22 protein-coding genes, 4 tRNA genes and 1 pseudogene are annotated in these 21,202 nt (G+C 71.3%); 10 read left to right on the top strand and 17 right to left on the bottom strand.

All coding sequences use genetic code 11. From position 1 onward, the window contains the following. The 12 genes and pseudogenes from M503_RS0106705 to M503_RS15860 form a co-directional block, all read right to left on the bottom strand. On the bottom strand, positions 1-542 hold a 542-nt coding region (locus M503_RS0106705; RefSeq protein ID WP_028928155.1), incomplete at its 3' end, for a GTP-binding protein. 102 nt (positions 543-644) lie between these two features. Further along, positions 645-720: transfer RNA gene (locus tag M503_RS0106700), tRNA-Thr, on the bottom strand. A 41-nt stretch (positions 721-761) separates the two neighbouring features. Further along, a tRNA-Gly gene (locus tag M503_RS0106695) sits at positions 762-835 on the bottom strand. A 74-nt stretch (positions 836-909) separates the two neighbouring features. Then, a tRNA-Tyr gene (locus tag M503_RS0106690) sits at positions 910-995 on the bottom strand. 107 nt (positions 996-1,102) lie between these two features. Then, the gene (gene ychF, locus M503_RS0106685) at positions 1,103-2,194 is read right to left on the bottom strand and encodes a redox-regulated ATPase YchF (protein ID WP_028920693.1); all 1,092 of its coding nucleotides are present in this window, start codon (positions 2,192-2,194) and stop codon (positions 1,103-1,105) included. A gap of 84 nt (positions 2,195-2,278) precedes the next feature. Then, complete coding sequence (gene pth / locus M503_RS0106680) at positions 2,279-2,860, bottom strand: aminoacyl-tRNA hydrolase (protein WP_028920692.1); 582 nt, start codon at positions 2,858-2,860, stop codon at positions 2,279-2,281. Between the two features lie 54 nt (positions 2,861-2,914). Then, positions 2,915-3,535: a 50S ribosomal protein L25/general stress protein Ctc gene (locus M503_RS0106675; RefSeq protein ID WP_028920691.1), complete on the bottom strand. Its 621-nt coding sequence runs from the start codon at positions 3,533-3,535 to the stop codon at positions 2,915-2,917. A 149-nt stretch (positions 3,536-3,684) separates the two neighbouring features. After that, a complete protein-coding gene (locus M503_RS0106670; RefSeq protein WP_028920690.1) occupies positions 3,685-4,644 on the bottom strand; it encodes a ribose-phosphate diphosphokinase in 960 nt (319 codons plus the stop codon). A gap of 98 nt (positions 4,645-4,742) precedes the next feature. Next, positions 4,743-4,819: transfer RNA gene (locus M503_RS0106665), tRNA-Gln, on the bottom strand. A 3-nt stretch (positions 4,820-4,822) separates the two neighbouring features. Further along, complete coding sequence (gene ispE / locus M503_RS0106660) at positions 4,823-5,686, bottom strand: 4-(cytidine 5'-diphospho)-2-C-methyl-D-erythritol kinase (protein ID WP_028920689.1); 864 nt, start codon at positions 5,684-5,686, stop codon at positions 4,823-4,825. Then, on the bottom strand, positions 5,683-6,303 hold the full coding sequence (lolB, locus tag M503_RS0106655) for a lipoprotein insertase outer membrane protein LolB (RefSeq protein WP_028920688.1): 621 nt from the start codon (positions 6,301-6,303) through the stop codon (positions 5,683-5,685). Before lolB ends, ispE begins: the two co-directional genes overlap by 4 nt. Before the next feature lie 164 nt (positions 6,304-6,467). Further along, positions 6,468-8,174 (bottom strand): annotated as a pseudogene (locus tag M503_RS15860) (tetratricopeptide repeat protein); the annotation flags it as partial. A 63-nt stretch (positions 8,175-8,237) separates the two neighbouring features. On the opposite strand from M503_RS15860, the gene hemA reads away from it, so the two are divergent. The 3 genes from hemA to moaB all read left to right on the top strand — a co-directional run bounded on the left by hemA (position 8,238) and on the right by moaB (position 12,323). Next, positions 8,238-9,545, top strand: a complete 1,308-nt coding sequence (gene hemA / locus M503_RS0106645; protein ID WP_028920687.1) for a glutamyl-tRNA reductase — start codon at positions 8,238-8,240, stop codon at positions 9,543-9,545. Next, the gene (gene prfA / locus M503_RS0106640; RefSeq protein WP_028920686.1) at positions 9,517-10,599 is read left to right on the top strand and encodes a peptide chain release factor 1; all 1,083 of its coding nucleotides are present in this window, start codon (positions 9,517-9,519) and stop codon (positions 10,597-10,599) included. Before hemA ends, prfA begins: the two co-directional genes overlap by 29 nt. A gap of 1,205 nt (positions 10,600-11,804) precedes the next feature. Then, positions 11,805-12,323 carry a molybdenum cofactor biosynthesis protein B gene (moaB, locus tag M503_RS0106635; protein ID WP_028919919.1) on the top strand — a complete coding sequence of 173 codons (519 nt, stop codon included), beginning with the start codon at positions 11,805-11,807 and terminating at the stop codon, positions 12,321-12,323. A gap of 27 nt (positions 12,324-12,350) precedes the next feature. Here the strand turns inward: moaB and M503_RS0106630 are convergent, their stop codons facing one another. The 3 genes from M503_RS0106630 to M503_RS0106620 are packed head-to-tail and all read right to left on the bottom strand — an operon-like array spanning position 12,351 to position 14,520. Continuing rightward, positions 12,351-12,635, bottom strand: a complete 285-nt coding sequence (locus tag M503_RS0106630) for an acylphosphatase (RefSeq protein ID WP_028928154.1) — start codon at positions 12,633-12,635, stop codon at positions 12,351-12,353. Next, positions 12,632-13,231 (bottom strand): TlpA disulfide reductase family protein, encoded by a 600-nt coding sequence (locus M503_RS0106625; RefSeq protein WP_028919917.1) that lies wholly within the window; start codon positions 13,229-13,231, stop codon positions 12,632-12,634. Before M503_RS0106625 ends, M503_RS0106630 begins: the two co-directional genes overlap by 4 nt. After that, positions 13,228-14,520: a YihY family inner membrane protein gene (locus M503_RS0106620; protein ID WP_051414339.1), complete on the bottom strand. Its 1,293-nt coding sequence runs from the start codon at positions 14,518-14,520 to the stop codon at positions 13,228-13,230. The genes M503_RS0106625 and M503_RS0106620 overlap by 4 nt, the downstream gene beginning before the upstream one ends. Before the next feature lie 86 nt (positions 14,521-14,606). Here M503_RS0106620 and wrbA point away from each other — a divergent pair, with 86 nt between their 5' ends. The 4 genes from wrbA (at position 14,607) to ybaK (ending at position 16,686) form a co-directional block, all read left to right on the top strand. Then, on the top strand, positions 14,607-15,200 hold the full coding sequence (gene wrbA, locus M503_RS0106615) for an NAD(P)H:quinone oxidoreductase (protein ID WP_037060754.1): 594 nt from the start codon (positions 14,607-14,609) through the stop codon (positions 15,198-15,200). Next, a complete protein-coding gene (locus M503_RS0106610) occupies positions 15,200-15,541 on the top strand; it encodes a DUF2069 domain-containing protein (protein ID WP_024869436.1) in 342 nt (113 codons plus the stop codon). Before wrbA ends, M503_RS0106610 begins: the two co-directional genes overlap by 1 nt. 160 nt (positions 15,542-15,701) lie before the next feature. Next, the gene (locus M503_RS0106605) at positions 15,702-16,187 is read left to right on the top strand and encodes an asparaginase domain-containing protein (protein WP_024869437.1); all 486 of its coding nucleotides are present in this window, start codon (positions 15,702-15,704) and stop codon (positions 16,185-16,187) included. A 10-nt stretch (positions 16,188-16,197) separates the two neighbouring features. Beyond that, entirely contained in the window at positions 16,198-16,686 is a 489-nt protein-coding gene (gene ybaK / locus M503_RS0106600; protein WP_028919914.1) for a Cys-tRNA(Pro) deacylase, read from the top strand. Positions 16,687-16,829: 143 nt separating this feature from the next. Here the strand turns inward: ybaK and sufT are convergent, their stop codons facing one another. Continuing rightward, the gene (gene sufT / locus M503_RS0106595) at positions 16,830-17,381 is read right to left on the bottom strand and encodes a putative Fe-S cluster assembly protein SufT (protein WP_028919913.1); all 552 of its coding nucleotides are present in this window, start codon (positions 17,379-17,381) and stop codon (positions 16,830-16,832) included. A gap of 139 nt (positions 17,382-17,520) precedes the next feature. Here sufT and M503_RS0106590 point away from each other — a divergent pair, with 139 nt between their 5' ends. Continuing rightward, positions 17,521-17,955, top strand: a complete 435-nt coding sequence (locus M503_RS0106590; RefSeq protein WP_037060714.1) for a hypothetical protein — start codon at positions 17,521-17,523, stop codon at positions 17,953-17,955. A gap of 10 nt (positions 17,956-17,965) precedes the next feature. Here M503_RS0106590 and M503_RS15855 read toward each other — a convergent pair whose 3' ends face one another. After that, entirely contained in the window at positions 17,966-19,426 is a 1,461-nt protein-coding gene (locus M503_RS15855) for a PLP-dependent aminotransferase family protein (protein ID WP_024869441.1), read from the bottom strand. A gap of 272 nt (positions 19,427-19,698) precedes the next feature. Between M503_RS15855 and M503_RS16800 the strand changes: the two genes are divergently transcribed. Further along, entirely contained in the window at positions 19,699-20,586 is an 888-nt protein-coding gene (locus tag M503_RS16800; protein ID WP_155951980.1) for a helix-turn-helix transcriptional regulator, read from the top strand. Next, entirely contained in the window at positions 20,583-21,089 is a 507-nt protein-coding gene (locus M503_RS15845) for a hypothetical protein (protein ID WP_051414335.1), read from the top strand. The genes M503_RS16800 and M503_RS15845 overlap by 4 nt, the downstream gene beginning before the upstream one ends. The last annotated feature ends 113 nt before the right edge of the window (positions 21,090-21,202 follow it).

Genomic DNA, 21,202 nt, shown 5'->3' with positions numbered 1-21,202 from the left:
CCTTCCAGCGCCTTCAGCGCCGAACCCTTGATGATCGGGGTGTCGTCGCCCGGGAAGTCGTACTTGCTCAGCAGCTCGCGGACTTCCATCTCCACCAGCTCCAGCAGCTCGGCGTCGTCCACCATGTCCGCCTTGTTCAGGAAGACCACGATGTACGGCACGCCCACCTGGCGGGCCAGCAGGATGTGCTCGCGGGTCTGCGGCATCGGGCCGTCGGCCGCCGANNNCACCAGGATCGCNCCGTCCATCTGCGCCGCACCGGTGATCATGTTCTTGACGTAGTCGGCGTGGCCGGGGCAGTCAACGTGCGCGTAGTGGCGGGTCGGCGATTCGTACTCGACGTGCGCGGTCGAGATCGTGATGCCGCGAGCCTTCTCTTCCGGAGCGGCGTCGATCGCGTCGTACGCCTTGAACTCGCCACCGAAACGCTCCGCACCGATCTTCGTCAGCGCCGCCGTCAGCGTCGTCTTGCCGTGGTCAACGTGACCGATGGTGCCCACGTTCACGTGGGGCTTGGTGCGCTCGAACTTACCCTTGGCCATGGCTGCCTATCTCGCTGACGGTTGTAGGTGGAGTACCGCTTGTGGTGGTGGAAAACCCGGCCCATGAAGGGCGGGGTCCTGCGGGCCTGGACCCGCCGAACATGGTGCTCACGAATGGAATCGAACCATCGACCTCCTCCTTACCAAGGAGGTGCTCTACCGACTGAGCTACGTGAGCGTGGAAACCTGGTTTTGCGTGCGGCCGGACCTGCAGTGCAATGGAGCGGGAGACGGGAATCGAACCCGCACCATCAGCTTGGAAGGCTGAGGTTCTACCATTGAACTACTCCCGCGAGGGGGACCAGCTTCCCGGATTGCCGCCCCGGGATTTTGCCTCGTTTTGTTCCGTGCCGCTACTCGAAAAAACTGGTGGAGGGAGGTGGATTCGAACCACCGAAGGCGTAAGCCAGCAGATTTACAGTCTGCCCCCGTTGGCCGCTTGGGTATCCCTCCTGACCTTTCACCGCGACCGATTTACGTCCGGGGTGAAACAGCCCGCTATTCTGGCGATGCCGGATGTTTCTGTCAACGCATCCGGCATCTTTTTTTACGTTTTCTTCTCAGACGTTGAAGCGGAAGTGCAGGACGTCGCCTTCCTGCACCCGGTACTCCTTGCCCTCCAGGCGCATGCGCCCGGCCTCGCGCGCGCCGGCCTCGCCCTTGTACTTGATGAAGTCGTCGAAGGCGATGGTCTCGGCGCGGATGAAGCCCTTCTCGAAGTCGGTATGGATCACCGCCGCGGCCTGCGGCGCGGTGGCCCCGGCCTTGACCGTCCAGGCGCGGACCTCCTTCACCCCGGCGGTGAAGTAGGTCTGCAGGCCCAACAGCCTGTAGGCGGCGCGGATCACCCGGTTCAGGCCCGGCTCGTCCAGGCCCAGGTCGGCCAGGAAGGTGTCCCGGTCCTCGTCCTCCAGCTGGGCCAGCTCCTCCTCGATGGCGGCCGAGACCGGTACCACCTCGGCACCCTCGGCCTCGGCGCGGGCACGCACGGCGTCCAGCAGCGGATTGTCGTGGAAGCCGTCCTCCAGGACGTTGGCCACGTACATGACCGGCTTGAGGGTCAGCAGGAACAGGTCGCGGACCAGGGCCCGCTCCTCCTCGTCCAGGCCCAGCGCGCGGCCGGGCCTGCCCTCGCTCAGGCCGGCATGCAGCTTCTGCAGCACGGGCTTGCGGGCGATCGCATCCTTTTCACCGGCCTTGGCCGAGCGTTCGGCGCGGTTCAGCGCCTTTTCCACGCTGTCCAGGTCGGCCAGGGCCAGCTCGGTATCGATCGTCTCGATGTCCGACACCGGGTCGACCTTGCCGGCCACGTGGACGATGTCCGGGTGCTCGAAGCAGCGGACCACGTGGGCGATGGCGTCGACCTCGCGGATGTGGGCCAGGAACTTGTTGCCCAGGCCTTCGCCGCTGGCGGCGCCGGCGACCAGGCCCGCGATGTCGACGAACTCGACCGCCGTCGGCACCACCCGCTCCGGCTTGACGATTTCGGCCAGCTGGTTGAGGCGCGGATCCGGCACCGGCACCACGCCCACGTTCGGCTCGATCGTGCAGAACGGGAAGTTGGCCGCGGCGATGCCGGCCTTGGTCAGCGCGTTGAAGAGGGTCGACTTGCCGACGTTAGGCAGGCCGACGATGCCGCATTTGATGCCCATTTCGAGATCCGGGATCCGTGATTCGTGATTGGGGATTCGGGACAGCCAAGGGGCCCCTGCGAATCACCAATCACCAATGACCAATCATGGTTTGCTGGTGTGGAGCCGCTTCATCGCCTCGTTGAAGTCGCCGGCCACCGCCAGCGGCAGCACGTCGATCGCTTCGTCGATGGCGCGGTCGATCAGGACCTGGTCGTCCTTGCCGGCCCGACCCAGCACCCAGCCGGTCACCCGGTCCTTGTGCCCGGGATGGCCGATGCCGATGCGCAGGCGGTGGAACCTGCCATGGCCCAGGTGCTGGATGGTGTCGCGCAGGCCGTTCTGGCCGCCGTGGCCACCGTCGAACTTCAGCCGCGCCGTGCCCGGCGGCAGGTCGAGTTCGTCGTGGACCAGCAGCGCCTCCTCCGGCGCGATCTTCCAGTAGCGCAGCGCCGCCGCCACCGACTTGCCGGACAGGTTCATGTAGGTCGCCGGCTTCAGCAGCCACACGTTGCGGCCGCCGATGTCGACCCTGGCCGTCTCGCCGAACAGCTTCGATTCCAGGCCGAAACGCACGCCGGCCCGCTCGGCCAGCGCGTCGACCAAACGAAACCCGGCGTTGTGCCGGGTGTTCGCGTGTTCGGGACCGGGATTGCCCAGCCCGACGATGAGTCGCAGTTCCGCCATCGCGATGACGCAGCCACGGTTCCCGCCCGGCGTGCCGGGCGGGAACGCAGGGGCTTACTTCTGCTCTTCGCCTTCCGCGGCCGGGGCTTCTTCCTCGCCGCGGGCCTGCTTGGCGACGACCACGGCCACGTCGTGGTCCGCACCCAGCTTCAGCTCCGGCAGCTCGACGCCGGCCGGCAGCTTCAGGTCGGACAGGTGGACGACGGCGCCGACGGCCAGCTCGGCCAGGTCGACCTCGATCGAGGACGGCAGGTCCTTCGGCAGGCAGGCCACGGTGACTTCGGTCAGCTCGTGCATGATCACCACGCCGGCGGTCTTGCCGGCCGGGGACTTCTCTTCGTTGACGAAGTGCAGCGGCACGGCGGCACGCAGGATCTCGTTGTCGCTGACGCGCTGGAAGTCCAGGTGGATCAGCTGCTGCTTGTACGGGTGGCGCTGGATGTCGCGCAGCAGGACCTTCTGCACGTCGCCGTTGAGGCTCAGGTCCAGGATCGACGAGTAGAACCACTCGTTCTGCTGGGCCAGCCACAGCTTCTCGTGGTCCAGCTGGATCTTGACCGGGGCCAGCTCGCCACCGTAGACGATCGCCGGAACCTTGCCGTCGCGACGCAGGCGGCGGCTCGCACCCTTGCCCTCGTCCTCGCGACGTTCGACGTTGATCACATGAGTTGCCATTGTTTTTAACTACCTAGGTTGATGAACCGCCTCGCGGCGGCTTGGGTGGCTTCCCCGCGACCAGGGAGGCCGATGAAAGCGGTGATTCGTGATTCGGGATTGGGAAGAGCTTTTACGAATCCCCAATCCCCAACGCCGAATCCCGGCTCTTAATCCACGTAAAGCGAACTGACCGATTCGCCGAAGGCGATGCGGCGGATGGTCTCCGCCAGCAGCTCGGCCACGCTGACCTGGCGGATGCGCGGGCAGCTGCGCGCCGCCGGCGACAGCGGGATGGTGTCGGTCACCACCAGCTCGTCGAGCTGGGAGTTGTTGAGGTTGTCCACCGCCGGGCCCGAGAGCACGGCGTGGGTGCAGTAGGCGGCGACCTTGGTCGCGCCGCGCGCCTTGAGGGCGGCGGCAGCGGCGCACAGGGTGCCGGCGGTGTCGACGATGTCGTCGACCATCACGCAGGTCTTGCCCTCGACGTCGCCGATGATGTTCATCACCGTCGACACGTTGGCGCGCGGGCGGCGCTTGTCGATGATCGCCAGGTCGGCGTCGTCGAGGCGCTTGGCCACCGCACGGGCGCGGACCACGCCACCCACGTCCGGCGAGACCACGATCAGGTTCTCGGTGCCGTAGGCGCGCCAGATGTCGGCCAGCAGCAGCGGCGAGGCGTAGACGTTGTCGACCGGGATGTCGAAGAAGCCCTGGATCTGGTCGGCGTGCAGGTCAACGGTCAGCACCCGGTCGGTGCCCACCGCGGTAAACATCTTGGCCGCGACCTTGGCCGTGATCGGCACGCGCGAGGAACGCAGGCGGCGGTCCTGGCGCGAGTAGCCGAAGTACGGCACCACCGCGGTGACGGAGGCGGCGCTCGCGCGCTTGAGCGCGTCGATGATCACCAGCAGCTCCATCAGGTTCTCGGCCGTCGGCGCGCAGGTCGGCTGGATCACGAAGACTTCCTGGCGGCGGACGTTCTCCTCGATCTCCACCTGGACTTCGCCGTCGGAGAACCTCGACACCAGCGCCTTGCCCTGGCGGATGCCCAGTTCGCGGCAGATGCTCTCGGCCAGCGGCTTGTTCGCGTTGCCGCTGAACACCAGCAGGTTGCGGTCGTCTTGGATCTTGGACATGCCGGCGTCGGCCTGGATCAGGTTGTAGGGGCTGGAAAACCGCATGGCGGACTTCCGTGTTCACTTCCGGCGCCGCGAAGGCGCCTGTGTGGCAGGGGCGGCAGGATTCGAACCTGCGGATGCCGGGATCAAAACCCGGTGCCTTGGACCTCTTGGCGACGCCCCTGGATCAATCCCGCTGCGTCCGCGCGAGCGCGGCGCGCAGCGGCGAATCCGAAACGCCGGCCGCGACCCAGGCGTGCAACCGTCGCGGCAATCGCGCCAGTGCCTCCTGCGCCGCGTCACGGTGGGCGAATTCGACGAAGCAACCGCTTCCGGTTCCGGTCAGGCGCGGCGTACCGATCCGCGCCAGCTCCTCGAACACGGCCTCGACGACCGGTTCGCGGCGGCGCAGGACCGGCTCGAACGCGTTCTCGAGCACGGATCCGTCAGCGAAGTCCGATATTTTCGCGGGCGGGGAATCCCGCGTCAAATCGGGGGACTGGAACAGCGCGGCGGTCGGCACATGGACCCTGGGGTCGACCAGCACGTACCAGGCCGGCGCCAGGTCCAGCGGCACCAGCCGCTCCCCTACCCCTTCGGCCCAGGCCGTACGGCCGCGGACGAACACCGGCACGTCGGCGCCCAGGCGCAGGCCCAGCCCGGCCAGGCGGTCCTCGCCCAGATCCAGCCCCCAGAGCCGGTCCAGGGCGCACAGGACGGTCGCCGCGTCGGACGAGCCGCCGCCGAAGCCGCCACCGGCCGGAATGCGCTTTTCGACGTGGATGTCGACACCTTGGGCGCAGTTCGCCGCATCTTTCAGCAGGACCGCCGCGCGCACCGCGAGGTCGGCGGCGTCTTCCACGCCCGGCAGGCGGTCGCCGTGGCGGACGATCCGGCCGTCCGCGCGCGGGCGCAGGCGCACCGTATCGCCCCAGTCGAGCATCCGGAACACGGTCTGCAGCTCGTGGTAGCCGTCGGCGCGGCGGCCGGTGATGCGCAGGAACAGGTTCAGCTTGGCCGGTGCCGGCCACTCGCTCCAGCCTCCGCTCACGGACTCCCCCACTGGTCGACGACCAGGCGCACGCGGACGCCTTCGCGCTGGGCCTGGAGGCGCCGCGGCATGTCCGGCCAGCCGTCGCCGGCGGCCGACCATTCCTGGTAGTCCACGGTCCAGCCGCCGGCCAGCAGGCGCCGTGGCCGGCCGTCGGCCCCGAATTCCAGTTCCGCGCCGGGCGAGGCCAGGCCGCGGACCCACCAGGCCAGCTCCTCGACCGGGATCGGCCAGCCGGTGGCTTCCAGCAGCAGCGCACCTGCGTCCGGGCCGGAGCGGGTGCCGCCTTCCAGGCCCTCCAGGGTGGCGCCCAGGGGCCCGTTGCTCAGCCGCCAGCTCTGCCGGGTGACCGGGGCGCTGAGCGCGACCCGCCATTCCTGGCCCTCCTGCTGCCAGTCGAGGCGGCCGCTGCCGCCCTTGTCGCCGACGCTGACCGCCAGCCGGCCCTGCAGCGACCAGGCCGGCATGGCCTCCAGCTGCACGCGCCGCGCCTCCTGGTGCGCCTGCGCCTGGGCCGGGTCCACGGCGGGGGCGGTCGGGCGCACCGGGGCGGCGGTACAGCCGGCAAGCAGGACCAGGGCCAGCCCGAGGCCGGCCGCACGCCAGGCGCGGCTCACGGGGCGGTCTCCGGTGCGGTCGCCGGGGCCGGATCGGCAGGCCCGGGGGTCTTCGCCGGTTCGGGCGCGGAGGACGCCTGGCCGCTGGCGTCGGCAGGTGCAGCGGGCCCGGCCTCCACCGCGCCCTCGCCCTCTTCGGGCTTCTCTTCCGCCGCCGGCAGCGGCAGGCCCAGCTTCTCCAGCGCGCGGCGCAGGGAACGGTTGGCCGGATCCAGGCGGTGCGACTCGGCGAAATAGCGTTGCGCTTCCTCGTGCCGGCCCATCACCCACAGCACCTCGCCGAGATGGGCGCCGATCTCCGGATCCTTCTGCAGGCCCCAGGCGCGGCGCAGCTCGACCAGCGCTTCCTCGTTGCGACCCAGCCGGTAGAGCACCCAGCCGTAGCTGTCGACGATGGCGCCACTGTCCGGCTCGGCGACGCGGGCGCGGTCGATCAGCTCCAGCGCCTCCTGGTAGCGCTGGGTGCGGTCGGCGAGGGTGTAGCCCAGCGCGTTCAGCGCAGCCACGTTCTCCGGGTCGGCGACCAGCACCTTGCGCAGGTCGGCCTCGGCGCGGTCGATGCGGTCCTGGCGCTCCCAGGCCAGGGCGCGGGCGTAGAGCAGCGCTGGCTCGTCCGGATAGGCGGCCAGGCCGCGGCCGAGCGCATCGATCTCGCCCTCGGCGTCGCCGGCGCGCTGGCGCAGCTCGCCCTCCAGCAGGTATGCGTTGCGGCGGGCGTCGTCGTTGCTGGAGGCGTCGTTCTGCAGGCTGCGGGCCTCGGCGTAGGCCTCCTCCGCTCGCCCCAGCTCGTACAGCGCGACCGCGATCCGGATCCGCGCCTCGGCCCGTTCGGGGCCGCCGGCGACGCCGCGGTACCAGTCCACGGCCTCGGCCGGGCGCTTGAGGAATTCGGCGATCCGCCCCAGCAGCATGCGCCGGGCAGGGTCCGGGTGGCCGCGGTCGGATTCGGACAGGTCGCGGTACAGCGCGTCCAGGCCCTCGCTGTCGTCGGCCCGGGCCAGCAGCGAGGCGCGCATGCCCCAGGTGCGCATGTCCTGCGGGCCGGTCGCCACCACCCGCGCGGCGGCGCCGTATTCGCCCAGCGCCTCGTAGGCCAGGGCAAGCATGCCGCGCACCTCCGGATCCTCGGCCGCACGCGGCTCGACCTGGGCCAGGAGCGCCTTCGCCTGGTCGCGGTCGCCGACCTGGTTGAGCTGGCCGGCGCGCAGGATCGCCACCCGCGGCTCGCCCGGGAAGCGGCGCACCATCTCGGCGACGATGCGCTGCGACAGTTTCGGCGCGTCCAGGCGCAGCGACAGCCGGCCGAACTCCTGCCAGGCCACCAGCTCGTCCGGGATCGCCCCGGCGCCGACCAGCTGGTCCATGACCCTCGCGACCACCGCCGGATCGCGGCCGCCGCCCAGCGCCGCCAGCGCGTAGCGCCAGGCACGCGGGTCCGGGGACTTCATCAGCGCCACCAGTTCGCGCTTCGCCTTGCGGGTCTCGCCCTTGCGCAGGGCCAGCGAGATGCCCGCCGAGCGCAGCGCCAGCGAGTCAGGCGCCCGCTGCCGCCACAGGGCCAAGGCCTGGCCGGTGCGGGCATCGTCGTTGGCCAGCATGGCGATGCGGGTGGCGCGCTCTGCCAGCAGGACGTCGCCGTCGGCGGCGCGGGCCGCCTCCAGGTACCAGCGCGCCGCGTCGGCCAGCTGCCCGGCCTGGAAGGCGTATTCGCCGGCCAGCAACGGTTCCAGCGGGACGTCCGCCGGGGCCTGGCGGGCCTGCAGCGGGGCCGAGAGGGCCGCCAGGACCAGCAGCAGCCCGACCAGGCGGCGGCGATGGAAAGGCGGACGCGGGCGTCCAGTGTCGGGAACGGAAAGCTCAGGTACGGGCATTGGCACCCACCGGGCCGTAAAATGGGGCCCAAGAAGCCAGCAGATTATCGCAAGCCCCTGAACATGACGCTGTGGCTGATCGGCCTCAACCACCAGACCGCGCCGGTCGACCTGCGTGAACGGGTGGCCTTTGCCGGCGATGCGCTGGGCCAGGCGCTGTGTTCGCTGCGCGCCCTGCCCCGGGTATCCGAGGCGGCGCTGCTGTCGACCTGCAATCGCACCGAGATCTACGCGGTGGCCGAGGACGGGGACGTCCTCGCCGGCTGGCTCGACAGCCACGCCGAGGGCCTCGGCAACTACCTGTACCGGTACCGCGACGCCGACGCCGTACGCCATCTGTTCAGGGTGGCGACCGGCCTGGACTCGATGGTGCTGGGCGAGCCGCAGATCCTCGGCCAGGTGAAGGACGCCTGGGCGCTGGCGCGCGAGCACGGTGCGCTGGGCGGCAACCTCGACCGGCTGTTCCAGCAGACCTTCGCCGTGGCCAAGCGCGCGCGCACCGACACCCGGATCGGCGTGAATCCGGTCTCGGTGGCCTCCACCGCCGTGCGCCTGGCGCAGGACACCTTCGCCTCGCTGCCGGATTCGACGGTGCTGCTGATCGGCGCCGGCGAGACCATCGAGCTGGCCGCGCGCCACCTGGCCAAGGGCGGCGTCGGCCGCCTGCTGGTCGCCAACCGCACCCTCGCCCACGCCCAGGACCTGGCCACCCGCCACGGCGGCTACGCGCTGCCGCTGGCCGAGATCGACCGCCACCTGGCCGAGGCCGACGTGGTGTTCTCCGCCACCGCCGCCCGCGAGCCGGTGCTGCGCCAGGCCCAGGTCGAGGCCGCGCTGGCCGCACGCCGGCGCAAGCCGGTGCTGCTGTTCGACCTGGCCGTGCCGCGCGACATCGACGCCGGCGTGGCCGGGCTGTCCGATGCCTATCTCTACACCGTCGACGACCTCGAGCGGGCCGTCGAGGAGAACCGCCGCAGTCGCCACGAGGCGGCCGAGGCGGCCGAAGCGATCATCGACATGCAGGTCTCCCGCTTCATGGAAGCCCTGCGCGCCGGTGGCCGCCAGGATTCGCTGCGCCGCCTGCGCGCGCTCGGCGATGCCACCCGCGACGAGCTGCTCGCCCGCGCGCGCCAGCAACTGGCGTCCGGGCGCGATCCGGACGAGGTGCTGCAGCACCTCGCGCACAGCCTCACCAACCGCCTGCTGCATCCGCCGACCGCCGCGCTGCGCGAAGCCGCGCTCGCCGGCGACACCGAACTGGCGCGCGCCGCCGACCGGCTGTTCCCGCTGCAGCCGCCCTACTCCCACCCGTCCATCCAGACCCCGACGCCGCGACCGCCCGATGACCCCGAGCCTGCGCCGAAAGCTTGAAGCGCTGGCCGAGCGCCGCGAAGAACTCGAACGCCTCCTCGCCGACCCTGCCGTGGTCGCCGACAACGCGCGCTTCCGCGACCTGTCGCGCGAATTCGCCCAGCTTGAACCGGTCGCCACCGCGCTGGCCGCCGAAGCCCGTGCCAAGGCCGACCTGGCCGCGGCCGAGGCGATGCGCAACGACCCGGAACTGGCGGAGCTGGCCGAGGAAGAGATCGCCAGCGCGCGCCAGCGCCTGGAGGAACTCGACGGCGAGCTGGCGCTGCTGCTGGTGCCGAAGGATCCGCGCGACGACGGCAACCTGTTCCTGGAAGTGCGCGCGGGCACCGGCGGCGACGAGGCGGCGATCTTCGCCGGCGACCTGTTCCGCATGTACGCGCGCTACGCCGAGCGGCAGGGCTGGAAGGTCGAGGTCGAGTCCGAGAATCCCGGCGAGCATGGCGGGCACAAGGAAATCGTCGCGCGCATCGTCGGCCGCGGCGCGTATTCGAAGCTGAAGTTCGAGTCGGGCACGCACCGCGTGCAGCGCGTGCCGGCGACCGAATCGCAGGGCCGCATCCACACTTCGGCGGCGACGGTGGCGATCATCCCCGAGGCCGACGAGGTCGAGGACGTCGCCATCAATCCGGCCGACCTGAAGATCGACACGTTCCGCTCCTCGGGCGCCGGCGGCCAGCACGTCAACAAGACCGATTCGGCCATCCGCATCACCCACCTGCCGACCGGCGTGGTGGTGGAAAGCCAGACCGAGCGCAGCCAGCACGCCAACCGCGACAAGGCGATGAAGCGGCTGAAGGCGCAGCTGCTGGAAGCCGAGCGCAGCAGGCAGCAGGCGGCACAGGCCGAGAGCCGGCGCCTGCAGGTCGGCAGCGGCGACCGCAGCCAGCGCATCCGCACCTACAACTTCCCGCAGGGCCGCATCACCGACCACCGCGTCGAGGGCCTGACCCTGTACGACCTGCCCAACATCCTCGAAGGCGACCTCGACCCGCTGGTCACCCGCCTGCAGCAGGAACACCAGGCCGACGAACTGGCGCGCCTGACGGCGGAGTAAGCCCGCCGCACCACCGCCTCGCCGCTGCACCGGCAAGAGCGAAAGCAACAGCAGTCACGTGAGCCTGCGACGACGCCCTCGGGCGGCCTTGAGCCCGGGGCTTCCATGGTCCGCGCGTACGAAGCCCCTCTCCCACCGGGAGAGGGGTTGGGGGAGAGGGTCGGTGTGCCAGCGTGCGTAGCCCGGATAAGGCCGAAGGCCGCATCCAGGGGACTGGCTGCCGCGTCCTCATCGGACGCCTCGAGTTCACCGGACCGGTGTCTTGCCGCTGCAGCGGCAAGAGCGAGAGCAACAGCAACAGCGGCAGTGGCAGAGCGGGCTTCGGACGGGGCCGCCGCCCCAAGGGGGTATGGCGCATCGCGCGGTTCCGCGTCCTGCTCCAACGCGCGAGCGCAGCACATCCATGTGCTGCTTGCACCGCGCCGGGAATGAAACAAGGGGGCTGGCGACGTCCGGCGCGTCGCCACGCGCCAGCTTCCTTGCCGCATCAGCCGCGGCCTGCTGATGACACCCCTTGGGACGACGTCCTCGGGCGGCGTTGAGGCCGGGGCTTCTATAGGCCGCGCGTGCAAAAGCCCCTGTCCCCCCGGGAGAGGGGTTGGGGAGAGGGTCGGCGTGTTGGCGTGGCGAGAGGTCCCTACCCTCTCCCCCAGCCCCTCTCCCGGTGGGAGAGGGGAGAGAACGAAGCCACGACCCCAACGCGCCGAAATACGCGTTAGCGCGGGGGTATGGCGCAAGCAGGCCATGGATGGCCCGCGTTCGCGCGTTGGAGCCATGGACGGCGGAACCGCGCGATGCGCCATACCCCCGCGCTGCCGCGGCTCCGTCCGAAGCCGGCCACGGGAAAGCGGACCTCTCATCCACAGATCGCAGTGCGATGCGGTGTGGCAACTGGCGCGTGGCGACGCGCCAGACGTCGCCGGCGCCCTCGTTCATTCCCGGCGCCCCCCGCGCTGCCGCGGCTCCGTCCGAAGCCGGCCACGCCAATGCTTTCAAGCGGCGCTGCGCATGCGGTGGCGCAACTGGCACGTGGCGACGCGCCAGACGTCGCCAACGCCCTTGTTCATTCCCGGCACCGCCCGCGCTGCCGCGGCTCCGCCTGAAGCCTGCCACTCGATGCGCGCTACCCAGCGCGACCCAGCCCTACTCCCGGGGTATCCACACATCGCGCGCGCAAGGGAGCCGACGCGTATAGGCTATGTCCCATGACCGCCAGCTCCGACTTCATTCCGCTCAACGTCTGCGTGCTGACCGTGTCGGACACGCGCACGCCGGACAACGACACCTCCGGCGACTGGCTTGCCGCCGCGCTCGCCGAAGCAGGACACCGCGTCCATGCGCGCGACCTGCTGCCTGACGACCGCTACCGCCTGCGCGCCGTCGTCTCGCAGTGGATCGCCGATCCCCAGGTCGACGGCATCCTCGTCACCGGCGGCACCGGCTTCACCGGGCGCGACTCCACCCCGGAGGCGCTGCTGCCCCTGCTCGACAAGGAAATGCCCGGCTTCGGCGAGCTGTTCCGCGCGGTGAGCTTCGAGGAGATCGGCACGTCCTCGCTGCAGTCGCGCGCCTTCGCCGGACTGGCCAACGCCACCTTCCTGTTCGCCCTGCCCGGCTCGACCTCGGCCTGCCGCACCGCCTGGGAGCGGATCATCCGCCGCCAGCTCGATTCGCGGACCAGGCCCTGCAACCTGGCGACGCTGCGCCCGCGCCTGCGCGAGTAACAGCGTAACGCCGCCCGCACCGGCGGCTCAGCCGATCGCGAACCCCGCCGGCACCTGGCCGGCATCCGGCGCCTCCAGGCGCTCCAGCGCATCGACCCGCGCGGCCGGGGGACCGACCCGCAGCCATCGCTCCAGCTCGCCGAGCGCCACCTCCGGGCCGGCCGCCACGACTTCCACGCTGCCGTCGTCGAGGTTGACCGCGCTGCCGTCCAGCTCCAGCCGCAGCGCCTGCTCGCGGGTGGAGGCGCGGAAGAACACGCCCTGCACGCGGCCCCTCACGCGCCAGCGCCGGGCCTGGCGCGGCGCGTTCATGGCGCCCCGCCGCCGGAACCGATCGCGGTCTCGATGTCGTAGGCGGTGACCGGCCCCAGGAACTGGCGCGCGACCTTGCCGTCCGGCGACAGCAGGTAGGTCATCGGCAGGCCGCGCGGCGTGGCGAAATCCTGCGGCGGGCTGAGCGGATCGAGGATCACGATCGGGTACGAGACCGGATGCTCGGCCAGGAAGGCGCGCATCTCCTCGACCGTGGCGTCCTCGTAGGCCAGGCCCACCACCTCGATGTTCTCGCGCATGGTGTGCAGCGCCGACAGCTCCGGCATCTCCTTCAGGCACGGCTTGCACCAGGTCGCCCAGAAGTTCACCACCACCCAGCGGCCGCGGTGCGCGGCCAGGTCGTACATCTTCCCGTCCACCGCCAGCGCCGAGAAACGCGGCTGCTCCGCGGTGCGCTCGACCACGCCCGGCGGCGGCGCTTCCGGTTCGGCGGGCGCAGCCGGCGCTTCGGGCGCGGGCGGAGCCGCGGAGGTCGAACCGGGTTGCGCGGCGGGCGCAGGCGGTTCCTGCGTGCAGGCGGCCAGCAGCAGCGGCAGCGCCAGCACGGCGAGGGGGAAAGGAAGACGCATGGTCAGGCTCCGGTCGGGTCCTGGGGGGAAGGGAAGATGCTGCCGACGCGGCGCTTGAGTGCATCGCGCAACGGCAGGCGCAGGTCGTTAAACACCGCGTGCACGGCCTCGCCCAGCGTATCGTCGCGGCACGGCAGCCAGGCCTCGTCGATCGGGATGCGCAGCTGGCAGGCTTCGTAGAGTTCGGACAGGGTCAGGTCGTCGAGGTCGCGCGCCAGCAGCCATTCGCCGCGCTCGTCGCGACGCACCAGGCGGATCGCATCGAGCCGGGTGAGGAATTCCTGCAGCAGCGAATCGGTGAGCATCGGCTCCAGCGCCAGCATCTGCTCGGTGTGTAGGCCCTCGCCGGCGCGCCGGGCCTGCTGGAAGCGCCCGACCAGGCGCAGCAGCGCGTAGCCCTCGTAACCCGGCGGCAGGCGCATCGACGCCGGCTGGTAGCGGAACGCGGCCAGCGACGAGGCCAGCGAGGCGCCCAGCAGGATCGCCACCCAGCCCAGGAAGATCCACAGCATCAGCACCGGGATGAAGGCCATCGCGCCGTAAAGCTTCTGGTAGCCCTCGAAGCTGCCGAGGTACAGGCCCAGCGCGGACTTGATCGCCTCCAGCAGCAGCACGGCCAGCAGCGCGCCGGCGAAGGCGTGCCGCCACTTCACCGTGTGGTGCGGCACCACCCGGTAGGCGATCATCACCACCGCCAGCTCGATCAGCACCGGGGTCATGCCCAGGCTGAGGTTGGCCAGCCACTGGCCCTGCGGCGACTGGAACAGCTCCATCGAGAAGAACCGCGCCGACACCGACAGCGAGGCCGCCGCCAGCAGCGCGCCCAGGGTCAGCACGGTCCAGTAGACCAGGTAGCGCGACAGCCGCGGCCGCGCGCTGGCCACGCGCCAGATGCGGTTGAAGGTCGCCTCGACGCTGTTGAGCGTCACCAGCAGCGAGACCACCAGGGCCACGATACCGGCGGCGGTAAGCTGGCTGGTCCGGTTCCGCAACCCGGCGATGTGCTCGTTGATCGCCCGAGCGGCGCTGGGCACGAAGTTGGAGGTCACGTAGTCGACCAGCTCGCCGCTGAGGTCGCGGAAAGCCGGGAATGCCGACAGCACGCCCAGCACCACCACCGCCAGCGGCACCAGGGCGAAGGCGGTGGTGTAGGCCAGCGCGGCGGCGGCCTGGAACAGGTTGTCGTCGAGGAAGCGCCGCCACAGGAAGCGGGCGAAGGACACCGTCCGCGCGCGGTCGAGCACGCGCTCGTGCACGCGCTGGCGCCAGCTTGCGAAGTCCGGACCGATGGCCATCGGCGCAAGCCTACCCGAAGCACGGGGAAAGCCGCAGTGGCGGCGCTTCGTCGATAATGGCGGCCCCTTCCCGGTGGATGGTCCCGATGGCGGAGATCCTGGTCCTGTACTACAGCCGCGGCGGCTCGGTCGCGCGCCTGGCGCGGCAGATCGCGCGGGGCGTCGAGGAGGCCCCGGGCATGCAGGCGCGCCTGCGCACGGTGCCGCCGGTGGCGGCGGTGACCCAGCAGGCCGCCCCGCCGGTGCCCGAGGACGGCGCGCCCTACGTGCAGCTTTCCGACCTGGCCGAATGCGCCGGCCTGGCGCTGGGCAGCCCGACCCGCTTCGGCAACATGGCCGCGCCGGTGAAGCACTTTCTCGACGGCCTCGGCGGCGAATGGGCCAGCGGCATGCTCGCCGGCAAGCCGGCAGCGGTGTTCACCTCCACCGCCACCCAGCACGGCGGCCAGGAATCGACCCTGCTGACCATGCACGTGCCGCTGCTGCACCACGGCTGCGTGATCGTCGGCATCCCGTTCACCGAGGCGGCGCTCAACACCACCCGCAGCGGCGGCACCCCCTACGGCGCCAGCCACGTGGCCGGCCTGCAGGACGATCCGCAGCCGACCGAAGAGGAAGCCGCACTGGCGCGTGCGCTGGGCCGGCGCCTGGCCGACATCGCCTCGCGGCTGGCGCGCTGATGGCCGCGCCGACCTCCGCGCGCATCGCCGGCGCCGCGCTGCTGGCGCTGGCCCTGCTCTACGCGGCCTGGTTCCATGCCGACCGCCATGCGGTCGCTGCGCTGCTGGTGTTCGCGCTGCCGCCGCTGCTGCTGGCGGTGCCGGCATGGCGCGGCGGCCGCCGTTCGGCGTTCTGGGGCGGCGTGTTCGCCCTGGGCTGGTTCAGCCACGGGGTGATGGTCGCCTGGACCCGCCCTGGCGAGGCGCTGTTCGCGTGGCTGGCGATCGTGCTGTCGCTGGTGGTCATCGCCACGGTGAGCTGGCCGGGGCTGCAGGCGCGCTTCGGGCGGCGGCGCGGCTGAAGCTCCCACGCGCTGCGTGGCGCCGCTGGACGTTCCTGCACGCGACGCCTACGGCCTTCACCGGCTTTGGACCGATAATGGATGCACTTCGCGGCCCCGGCGCCTGCCGGCCCGCCTCACCGATCATGTCCGGCGCGCGCGCCGGCACCAGGGCAATGCAATGGAAGAACTGCTGATCGTCACCACCGGCGGCACCATCGACAAGATCTACTTCGACGACAAGTCCGACTACCAGATCGGCGAACCGCAGATCGGCACGATCCTGCGCGAGCTGGGCGTCAGCTTCCGTTTCAGCGTGATCCCGATCCTGCGCAAGGATTCGCTGCACATCACCGACGAGGACCGCGAGCTGGTCCGCGCCACGATCGCCGCGCAGCCGACCCGCCACGTACTCGTGACCCACGGCACCGACAGCATGGTGCAGACCGGCAAGGTGCTGAAGTCGATCCCGGGCAAGACCATCGTGATGACCGGCGCGCTGAGCCCGGCGCGCTTCCGCGGTTCGGACGCGGAGTTCAACATCGGCTGCGCGATCGGCGCGGTGCAGTCGCTGCCGGAAGGCGTGTACATCGCCATGAACGGCCTGGTCTGGGACCCCGACAAGGTCCGCAAGAACGTGGCCGCCAACCGCTTCGAGCCGATCTGAGGCCAGGCCGATGTCGATGGCGACCCGGGCCACCCGCGCGCTCGATGCGGCCGGGATCGCCTACCGGCTGCACCCGTACGACTACGACCCCGACGCGCAGGCCAGCGCGGGCGGCAAGGGCCTGCAGGCGGCCGCGGCGCTGGGCGTGCCGCCGTCGCGGGTGCTGAAGACGCTGATGGCGTGGGTGGATACGCGCGCGGTATGCGTGGTCCTGCCCAGCGACCGCCAGCTGCAGCCGAAGGCGCTGGCCGCGGCGGCCGGCGGCAAGGCCGCGCGGATGATGGAAGTGCCCGAGGCCGAGCGTCGCACGGGCTACAAGGTCGGCGGGATCAGCCCGTTCGGGCAGCAGCGGCCGGCGCCGGTGTGGTTCGAGCAGGACGCGATGGCCGAGGCCAGCGTCTACATCAACGCCGGCCAGCGCGGCCTGCTGCTGGAACTGGCGCCGGCGGACGCGGTGCGCGTGCTGCAGGCGCAGGCGGCGGCGATCAGCCGGGCGTAAGCGACGGCCCGTAGCCCGGATAAGCGAAGCGCATCCGGGGCTGGGAAACGACGAGGATACGGGTGCCGGGACCGTGCAGGCGCGTCGCGCCGGATGCGGGCCTGCGGCAATGTCCGGCTACGCCATCAGATCGCTCCAGGCGATCAGAACATCCCGGTCTCGAGCCGGGCGGCCTCGGACATCATGTGCCGGCCCCACGGCGGGTCGAAAACCAGTTCGACGTCGGCTTCGGCGATGGTGGGGATCTGCTCGAGCTTGCTGCGCACGTCGTCGACCAGGATCTCGCCCATGCCGCAGCCGGGCGCGGTCAGGGTCATCTTCACGTCGATCGCGCGGGTGCCGTCGTCGCGGTGGCGCAGGTTGGCCTCGTAGACCAGGCCGAGGTCGACGATGTTGAACGGGATTTCCGGGTCGAAGCAGGTGCGCAGCTGGCGCCAGACCATCGCCTCGACTTCCTCGTCGCCGGCGTCGGCGGGCAGTTCCAGCTCCGGCTCCGGTTCCTTGCCGATCGCGTCCGCGTCCTTGCCCGCGATCCGGAACAGGTTGCCTTCGACGAAGACGGTATAGCTGCCGCCGAGGCCCTGGGTGATGTAGCCGACGCTGCCGGCGGGCAGGGTCACGGCTTCGCCCTGCGGCACCATGACGGCGGCGCAGTCGCGCTCGAAACGGACGGGTTCGCTGCTGCGGGAGTACATGGGGCCGATATGGGGCTGCAGGCTCGCGCCTGCAAGGCAGGCCCTGGCCGGCGTGTGGGGAGGCCGTCAATTCTAACCGATGCCCCGCCTCACGCGGCCTGCGCGTATCCTTGACGGCCTTTTACCGGACCCCCTGTCGATGTCGCCCGCACCGTCCCCCCGGCCATCCGCCCACCCGCCGCATGCGCGCTGGCTGTGGCCGTTCATGCTCGTGCTGGGCATGGTGACCATGGTCGTGGCCTGGACCTCGCTGGCCCTGGCCACGGACCGCCAGCACGGCTGGGTGGCGCTGCTGGCGGGGCTGGAAGCGGCGTGGATGCTGCGCCTGGGCGGAATGGCGGCCGGCCGGGCGCGAAGCCTGCTGGCGGCGCTGGCCACCGTGACGATGGTCGTGGCGGTGCAGTGGTTCGTCGCCGCCGGCCACATCGGCGGGCAGATGGGCATGGCGCCGTGGGAAGCGGCGCCGAAGATGGGCGCCTGGTACGTGATGACGCTCAGCCTGATGGCCAATACCCGGCTCGACCTGGTGCTGCTGGCGCTGGGGCCGCTGCTGGCGTGGCGCGCGGGACGCTGAGTTCCATGCGTCACGGCGGAGCCGCGGCGCGCTTTCCTTCCATCTCGTCCAGGCAGCGCGCGAACAGCGCCACCGCTTCGCGGATCTCGGCGGTTCCGAGGCTGGCGAAGCCCAGCAGCAGGCCGGCGCGATCCGGCGGCTCGAGGTAGTACGGCGCGATCGGATACAGCGCCAGCCCGCGGGTGCGGGCATGGGCGATCAGCGCATCGCCGTCGGCGGCGTCGTGGCCGCGCCACCAGGCCACCAGGTGCATACCGGCCCGCGAGTCGCCGACTTCCAGGCGCTCGCCGACCGTGGCACGCAGTCCCTCCAGCAATGCCTCGCGGCGTTCGCGCAGCGCCCTCGCCGCGCGCCGCAGGTGGCGCTCGAAGCCGCCGTCGGCGATGAAGCGCGCCAGCGCCGCCTGCTCGATCGCCGGCGAGCCGAAGTCGTCCTGCCACTTGGCGTTGAGGAAATCGGTGCGCAGTCCCGGCGGCGCCACCAGGTAGCCCAGGCGCAGGGCCGGGAACACGGCCTTGGAGAAGGTGCCGATGTAGACCACGCGCCCGTGGCGGTCGAGCGAACGCAGCGCCGCGAGCGGGCGGCCGTCGTAGCGGAACTCGCCGTCGTAGTCGTCCTCCAGCACCCAGCAGCCGTGGCGGTGGGCGTATTCCAGCAGCGCCAGGCGGCGCGGCAACGACATCAGCGCGCCGGACGGGAACTGGTGCGAAGGCGTCACGCAAGCGAGCTTCGGCGCCGGTTGCGGCAACAGGTCGCAGCACAGCCCTTCGGCGTCGACGGGCACGGTGCGCACGCGCGCGCCATGGATCTGCAGCAGTTCGCGCAGCGCCGAATAGTGCGGTTCCTCCAGCACGGCGACGTCGCCCGGATCGAGCAGCACGCGCGCGGCCAGCGCCACCGCCTGCTGGGTGCCGGCGACGATGAACACGTCCTCCGGCGCGGCGACGACGCCGCGCCGTCGCGCCAGGTAGTCGCACACCGCCTCGCGCAGCGCCGGGAGGCCCTGCGCCGGCGGATAGCCCGGCGGCGTGTAGGCCGCCGCGTGCGCGAGCTCGCGCGCCCAGGCGGTGGCCAGCGCCGGGTTGGCCATCGGGACGCCGTACTGGAAGGCGTAGCGCATGCCGGGCACGGTGCGGCCGGCCATGTGCTCGTGGTCGTGGTAGCGGCGCCCGCGCCGGGCGAACTCCGACTGCGGCGGCAGCGGCGCCTCGCCGGTGTCCGGTGGCTGCAATGCGCGCAGCGGCGGGGTGACGTAGCTGCCGGAGCCGATCCGGCCCTCGATGAAGCCTTCCGCGCGCAGCTGCTCGTAGGCCAGCAGCACGGTATTGCGCGACACGCCCAGCTCCCGCGCCAGCTGCCGGGTGGGTGGCAGGCGTTCGCCGTGCGCGGTGCGGCCGCCAAGCACCGCCGCCTTCAGCGCGCGGATCAGCTGGGCCTGCAGCGGGCCGTTTCCGTCCAGCTCGAGGTACATGGCCGGGCTCCGTGCCGGATTGGTCCCATTGAAACGCTTCGGGCAGGCCTTGGCTACGACCATGGCATTGCGGCCGTCACAGCCCGCCGGAGCGCCTGGAAGTCCGCGCTACGCGCAGCCCGCGCGTTCGACGCAGCGCACACAACCGTCGCGATTGGCCCGATCAAACGCGACCGGATTGGTCCTGTGAGCAGGCCACGGGGCTGCCTAGCATCGGTACCGCACGGTCCCGCCGGCCCGGCGGAGGCCCCCCCGAAGAGGACCGGCGTCGCATGCACAGGCTTGCCGTCTTACCCGAACCCTCCCCCTCCCCGGAGCCGGCCTCCACCGCGCCCGCGCTGCAGGTGCTGCGCCTGTCGCCGCGCGGCCGGCCGCAGGTGTTCCGCCTGCAGCGCGACTGGCTGACCGTGCTGCTGCCGCTGACCGGCCACCTGCAGCTGCGCGCCGGCGGCGACTTCTGGTCGCTGCCTGCGCGGCACGTGCTGGTGTGGCGCGACGGCGAACTCTCCGGCATCGCCAGCGGCCATGCGATCGGCGTGTCCGCGCCGCTGGCGGCATGGAGCCGGCACAGCGGCCCGGTGGAGCCGCTGCCGTGGGAGGCGCCGTGCCCGCGCAGCGCCGCCCGCGCCCTGCTGCGGCTGGTGCGTGCCGGTCGCGACGGCGATGCCGACCTGGTCGACGCCGCCTGGCCGGCGCTGGCCGGTGCGTTGCTGCGCGAACAGTCGCGCCTGCTCGACTGCCTGGCGCGCTGCACCGGCCGCACCCTGCATCGGCGCAAGCAGACCCTGCTGCGGTTGCTGCGTGCGCAAAGCCTGATCCGCCGCCAGGTCGAACGCCGGCCGGGACTGCAGCAGCTGGCCGGCAGCGCCAACTATTCGCCGCACCACCTGCTGCGCATCTACCGCCAGGTGTTCGGCGAGACGCCGTCCGAGTACGCCGCGCGGCTGCGCCTGCAGCGGGCATGGCGGCTGGTCCGGCATACGCAGATGCCGATCTGCGAGATCGCCGATTCGCTGGGCTTCGAGAGCCAGAGCGCGTACTGCCGCGCGTTCAAGCAGGCCTTCGGCGTCACCGCCACGCAGGCGCGGAAATCGGGCCTCGCGACGCGCGTGCCACGGCCAGCGCCCAGCATTCCCCTCGCCTGCGGGCCGCAGGCATGAGCCGCGCACGGCCGCTCCATCCCGCCGTCGCCATCGCGCTCGGCGGCCTGGTCGCCGGCAGCCTCGACATCCTCTACGCGATGGCGTTCTGGTGGCTCAAGGCCGGGGTCGGTCCACTGCGCATCCTGCAGAGCGTGGCGGCGGGCGCACTGGGGCCCGCCAGCTTCGACGGAGGTGCCGCCAGCGCGACGCTCGGCCTGGCCCTGCACTTCGCCATCGCCACGGCGATGGCGGCCGCGTACGTGCTGGCCGCGCGGCGGGTGCCGTTGCTGCTACGCCGTCCCTGTCTGTGCGGCGCGGCCTATGGCCTGCTCCTCTATGCGGCGATGAACCTCGTGGTCGTGCCCCTGTCCGCAGCCGGCGCGCAACCGCGCGATCCGCTGTGGGTCGCGTGCAGCATCGTCGCCCACATGCTGCTGGTCGGCGTTCCGATCGCGCTGTTTGCGCGTCTTGCGTCTGCAGGAAGCACGGGCCCAGTGCGCGTGGAGATACATGGCAGCTGAAGCGCATGCGCTTTGCGCAACGCGCGCACACGTTCCAGGACCAGGGCCGCACACCGGCAGGCGTTAACGATTCGTAGGTTGGAAGCGCGCGGCGCACGCCACGCATCCACCAT

This window comes from Pseudoxanthomonas suwonensis J47, assembly GCF_000513955.1.
Taxonomy (GTDB): domain Bacteria; phylum Pseudomonadota; class Gammaproteobacteria; order Xanthomonadales; family Xanthomonadaceae; genus Pseudoxanthomonas; species Pseudoxanthomonas suwonensis_C.
The sequence above is the reverse complement of the archived record's forward strand: the minus strand, read 5'-3'. Positions and strand labels throughout refer to the sequence as shown.

What these genes read in the sequence shown, in the direction of transcription:
- M503_RS0106675 (WP_028920691.1), bottom strand. Translation starts at nt 3,535, where the DNA reads ATGGCAACTCATGTGATCAACGTCGAACGTCGCGAGGACGAGGGCAAG.
- moaB (WP_028919919.1), top strand. Translation starts at nt 11,805, where the DNA reads ATGACCGCCAGCTCCGACTTCATTCCGCTCAACGTCTGCGTGCTGACC.
- M503_RS0106610 (WP_024869436.1), top strand. Translation starts at nt 15,200, where the DNA reads ATGGCCGCGCCGACCTCCGCGCGCATCGCCGGCGCCGCGCTGCTGGCG.
- M503_RS0106590 (WP_037060714.1), top strand. Translation starts at nt 17,521, where the DNA reads ATGTCGCCCGCACCGTCCCCCCGGCCATCCGCCCACCCGCCGCATGCG.
- pth (WP_028920692.1), bottom strand. Translation starts at nt 2,860, where the DNA reads ATGGCGGAACTGCGACTCATCGTCGGGCTGGGCAATCCCGGTCCCGAA.
- M503_RS0106605 (WP_024869437.1), top strand. Translation starts at nt 15,702, where the DNA reads ATGGAAGAACTGCTGATCGTCACCACCGGCGGCACCATCGACAAGATC.
- M503_RS15855 (WP_024869441.1), bottom strand. Translation starts at nt 19,426, where the DNA reads ATGTACCTCGAGCTGGACGGAAACGGCCCGCTGCAGGCCCAGCTGATC.
- wrbA (WP_037060754.1), top strand. Translation starts at nt 14,607, where the DNA reads ATGGCGGAGATCCTGGTCCTGTACTACAGCCGCGGCGGCTCGGTCGCG.
- sufT (WP_028919913.1), bottom strand. Translation starts at nt 17,381, where the DNA reads ATGTACTCCCGCAGCAGCGAACCCGTCCGTTTCGAGCGCGACTGCGCC.
- hemA (WP_028920687.1), top strand. Translation starts at nt 8,238, where the DNA reads ATGACGCTGTGGCTGATCGGCCTCAACCACCAGACCGCGCCGGTCGAC.
- ychF (WP_028920693.1), bottom strand. Translation starts at nt 2,194, where the DNA reads ATGGGCATCAAATGCGGCATCGTCGGCCTGCCTAACGTCGGCAAGTCG.
- ybaK (WP_028919914.1), top strand. Translation starts at nt 16,198, where the DNA reads ATGTCGATGGCGACCCGGGCCACCCGCGCGCTCGATGCGGCCGGGATC.
- M503_RS16800 (WP_155951980.1), top strand. Translation starts at nt 19,699, where the DNA reads ATGCACAGGCTTGCCGTCTTACCCGAACCCTCCCCCTCCCCGGAGCCG.
- M503_RS0106630 (WP_028928154.1), bottom strand. Translation starts at nt 12,635, where the DNA reads ATGAACGCGCCGCGCCAGGCCCGGCGCTGGCGCGTGAGGGGCCGCGTG.
- M503_RS15845 (WP_051414335.1), top strand. Translation starts at nt 20,583, where the DNA reads ATGAGCCGCGCACGGCCGCTCCATCCCGCCGTCGCCATCGCGCTCGGC.
- prfA (WP_028920686.1), top strand. Translation starts at nt 9,517, where the DNA reads ATGACCCCGAGCCTGCGCCGAAAGCTTGAAGCGCTGGCCGAGCGCCGC.
- M503_RS0106620 (WP_051414339.1), bottom strand. Translation starts at nt 14,520, where the DNA reads ATGGCCATCGGTCCGGACTTCGCAAGCTGGCGCCAGCGCGTGCACGAG.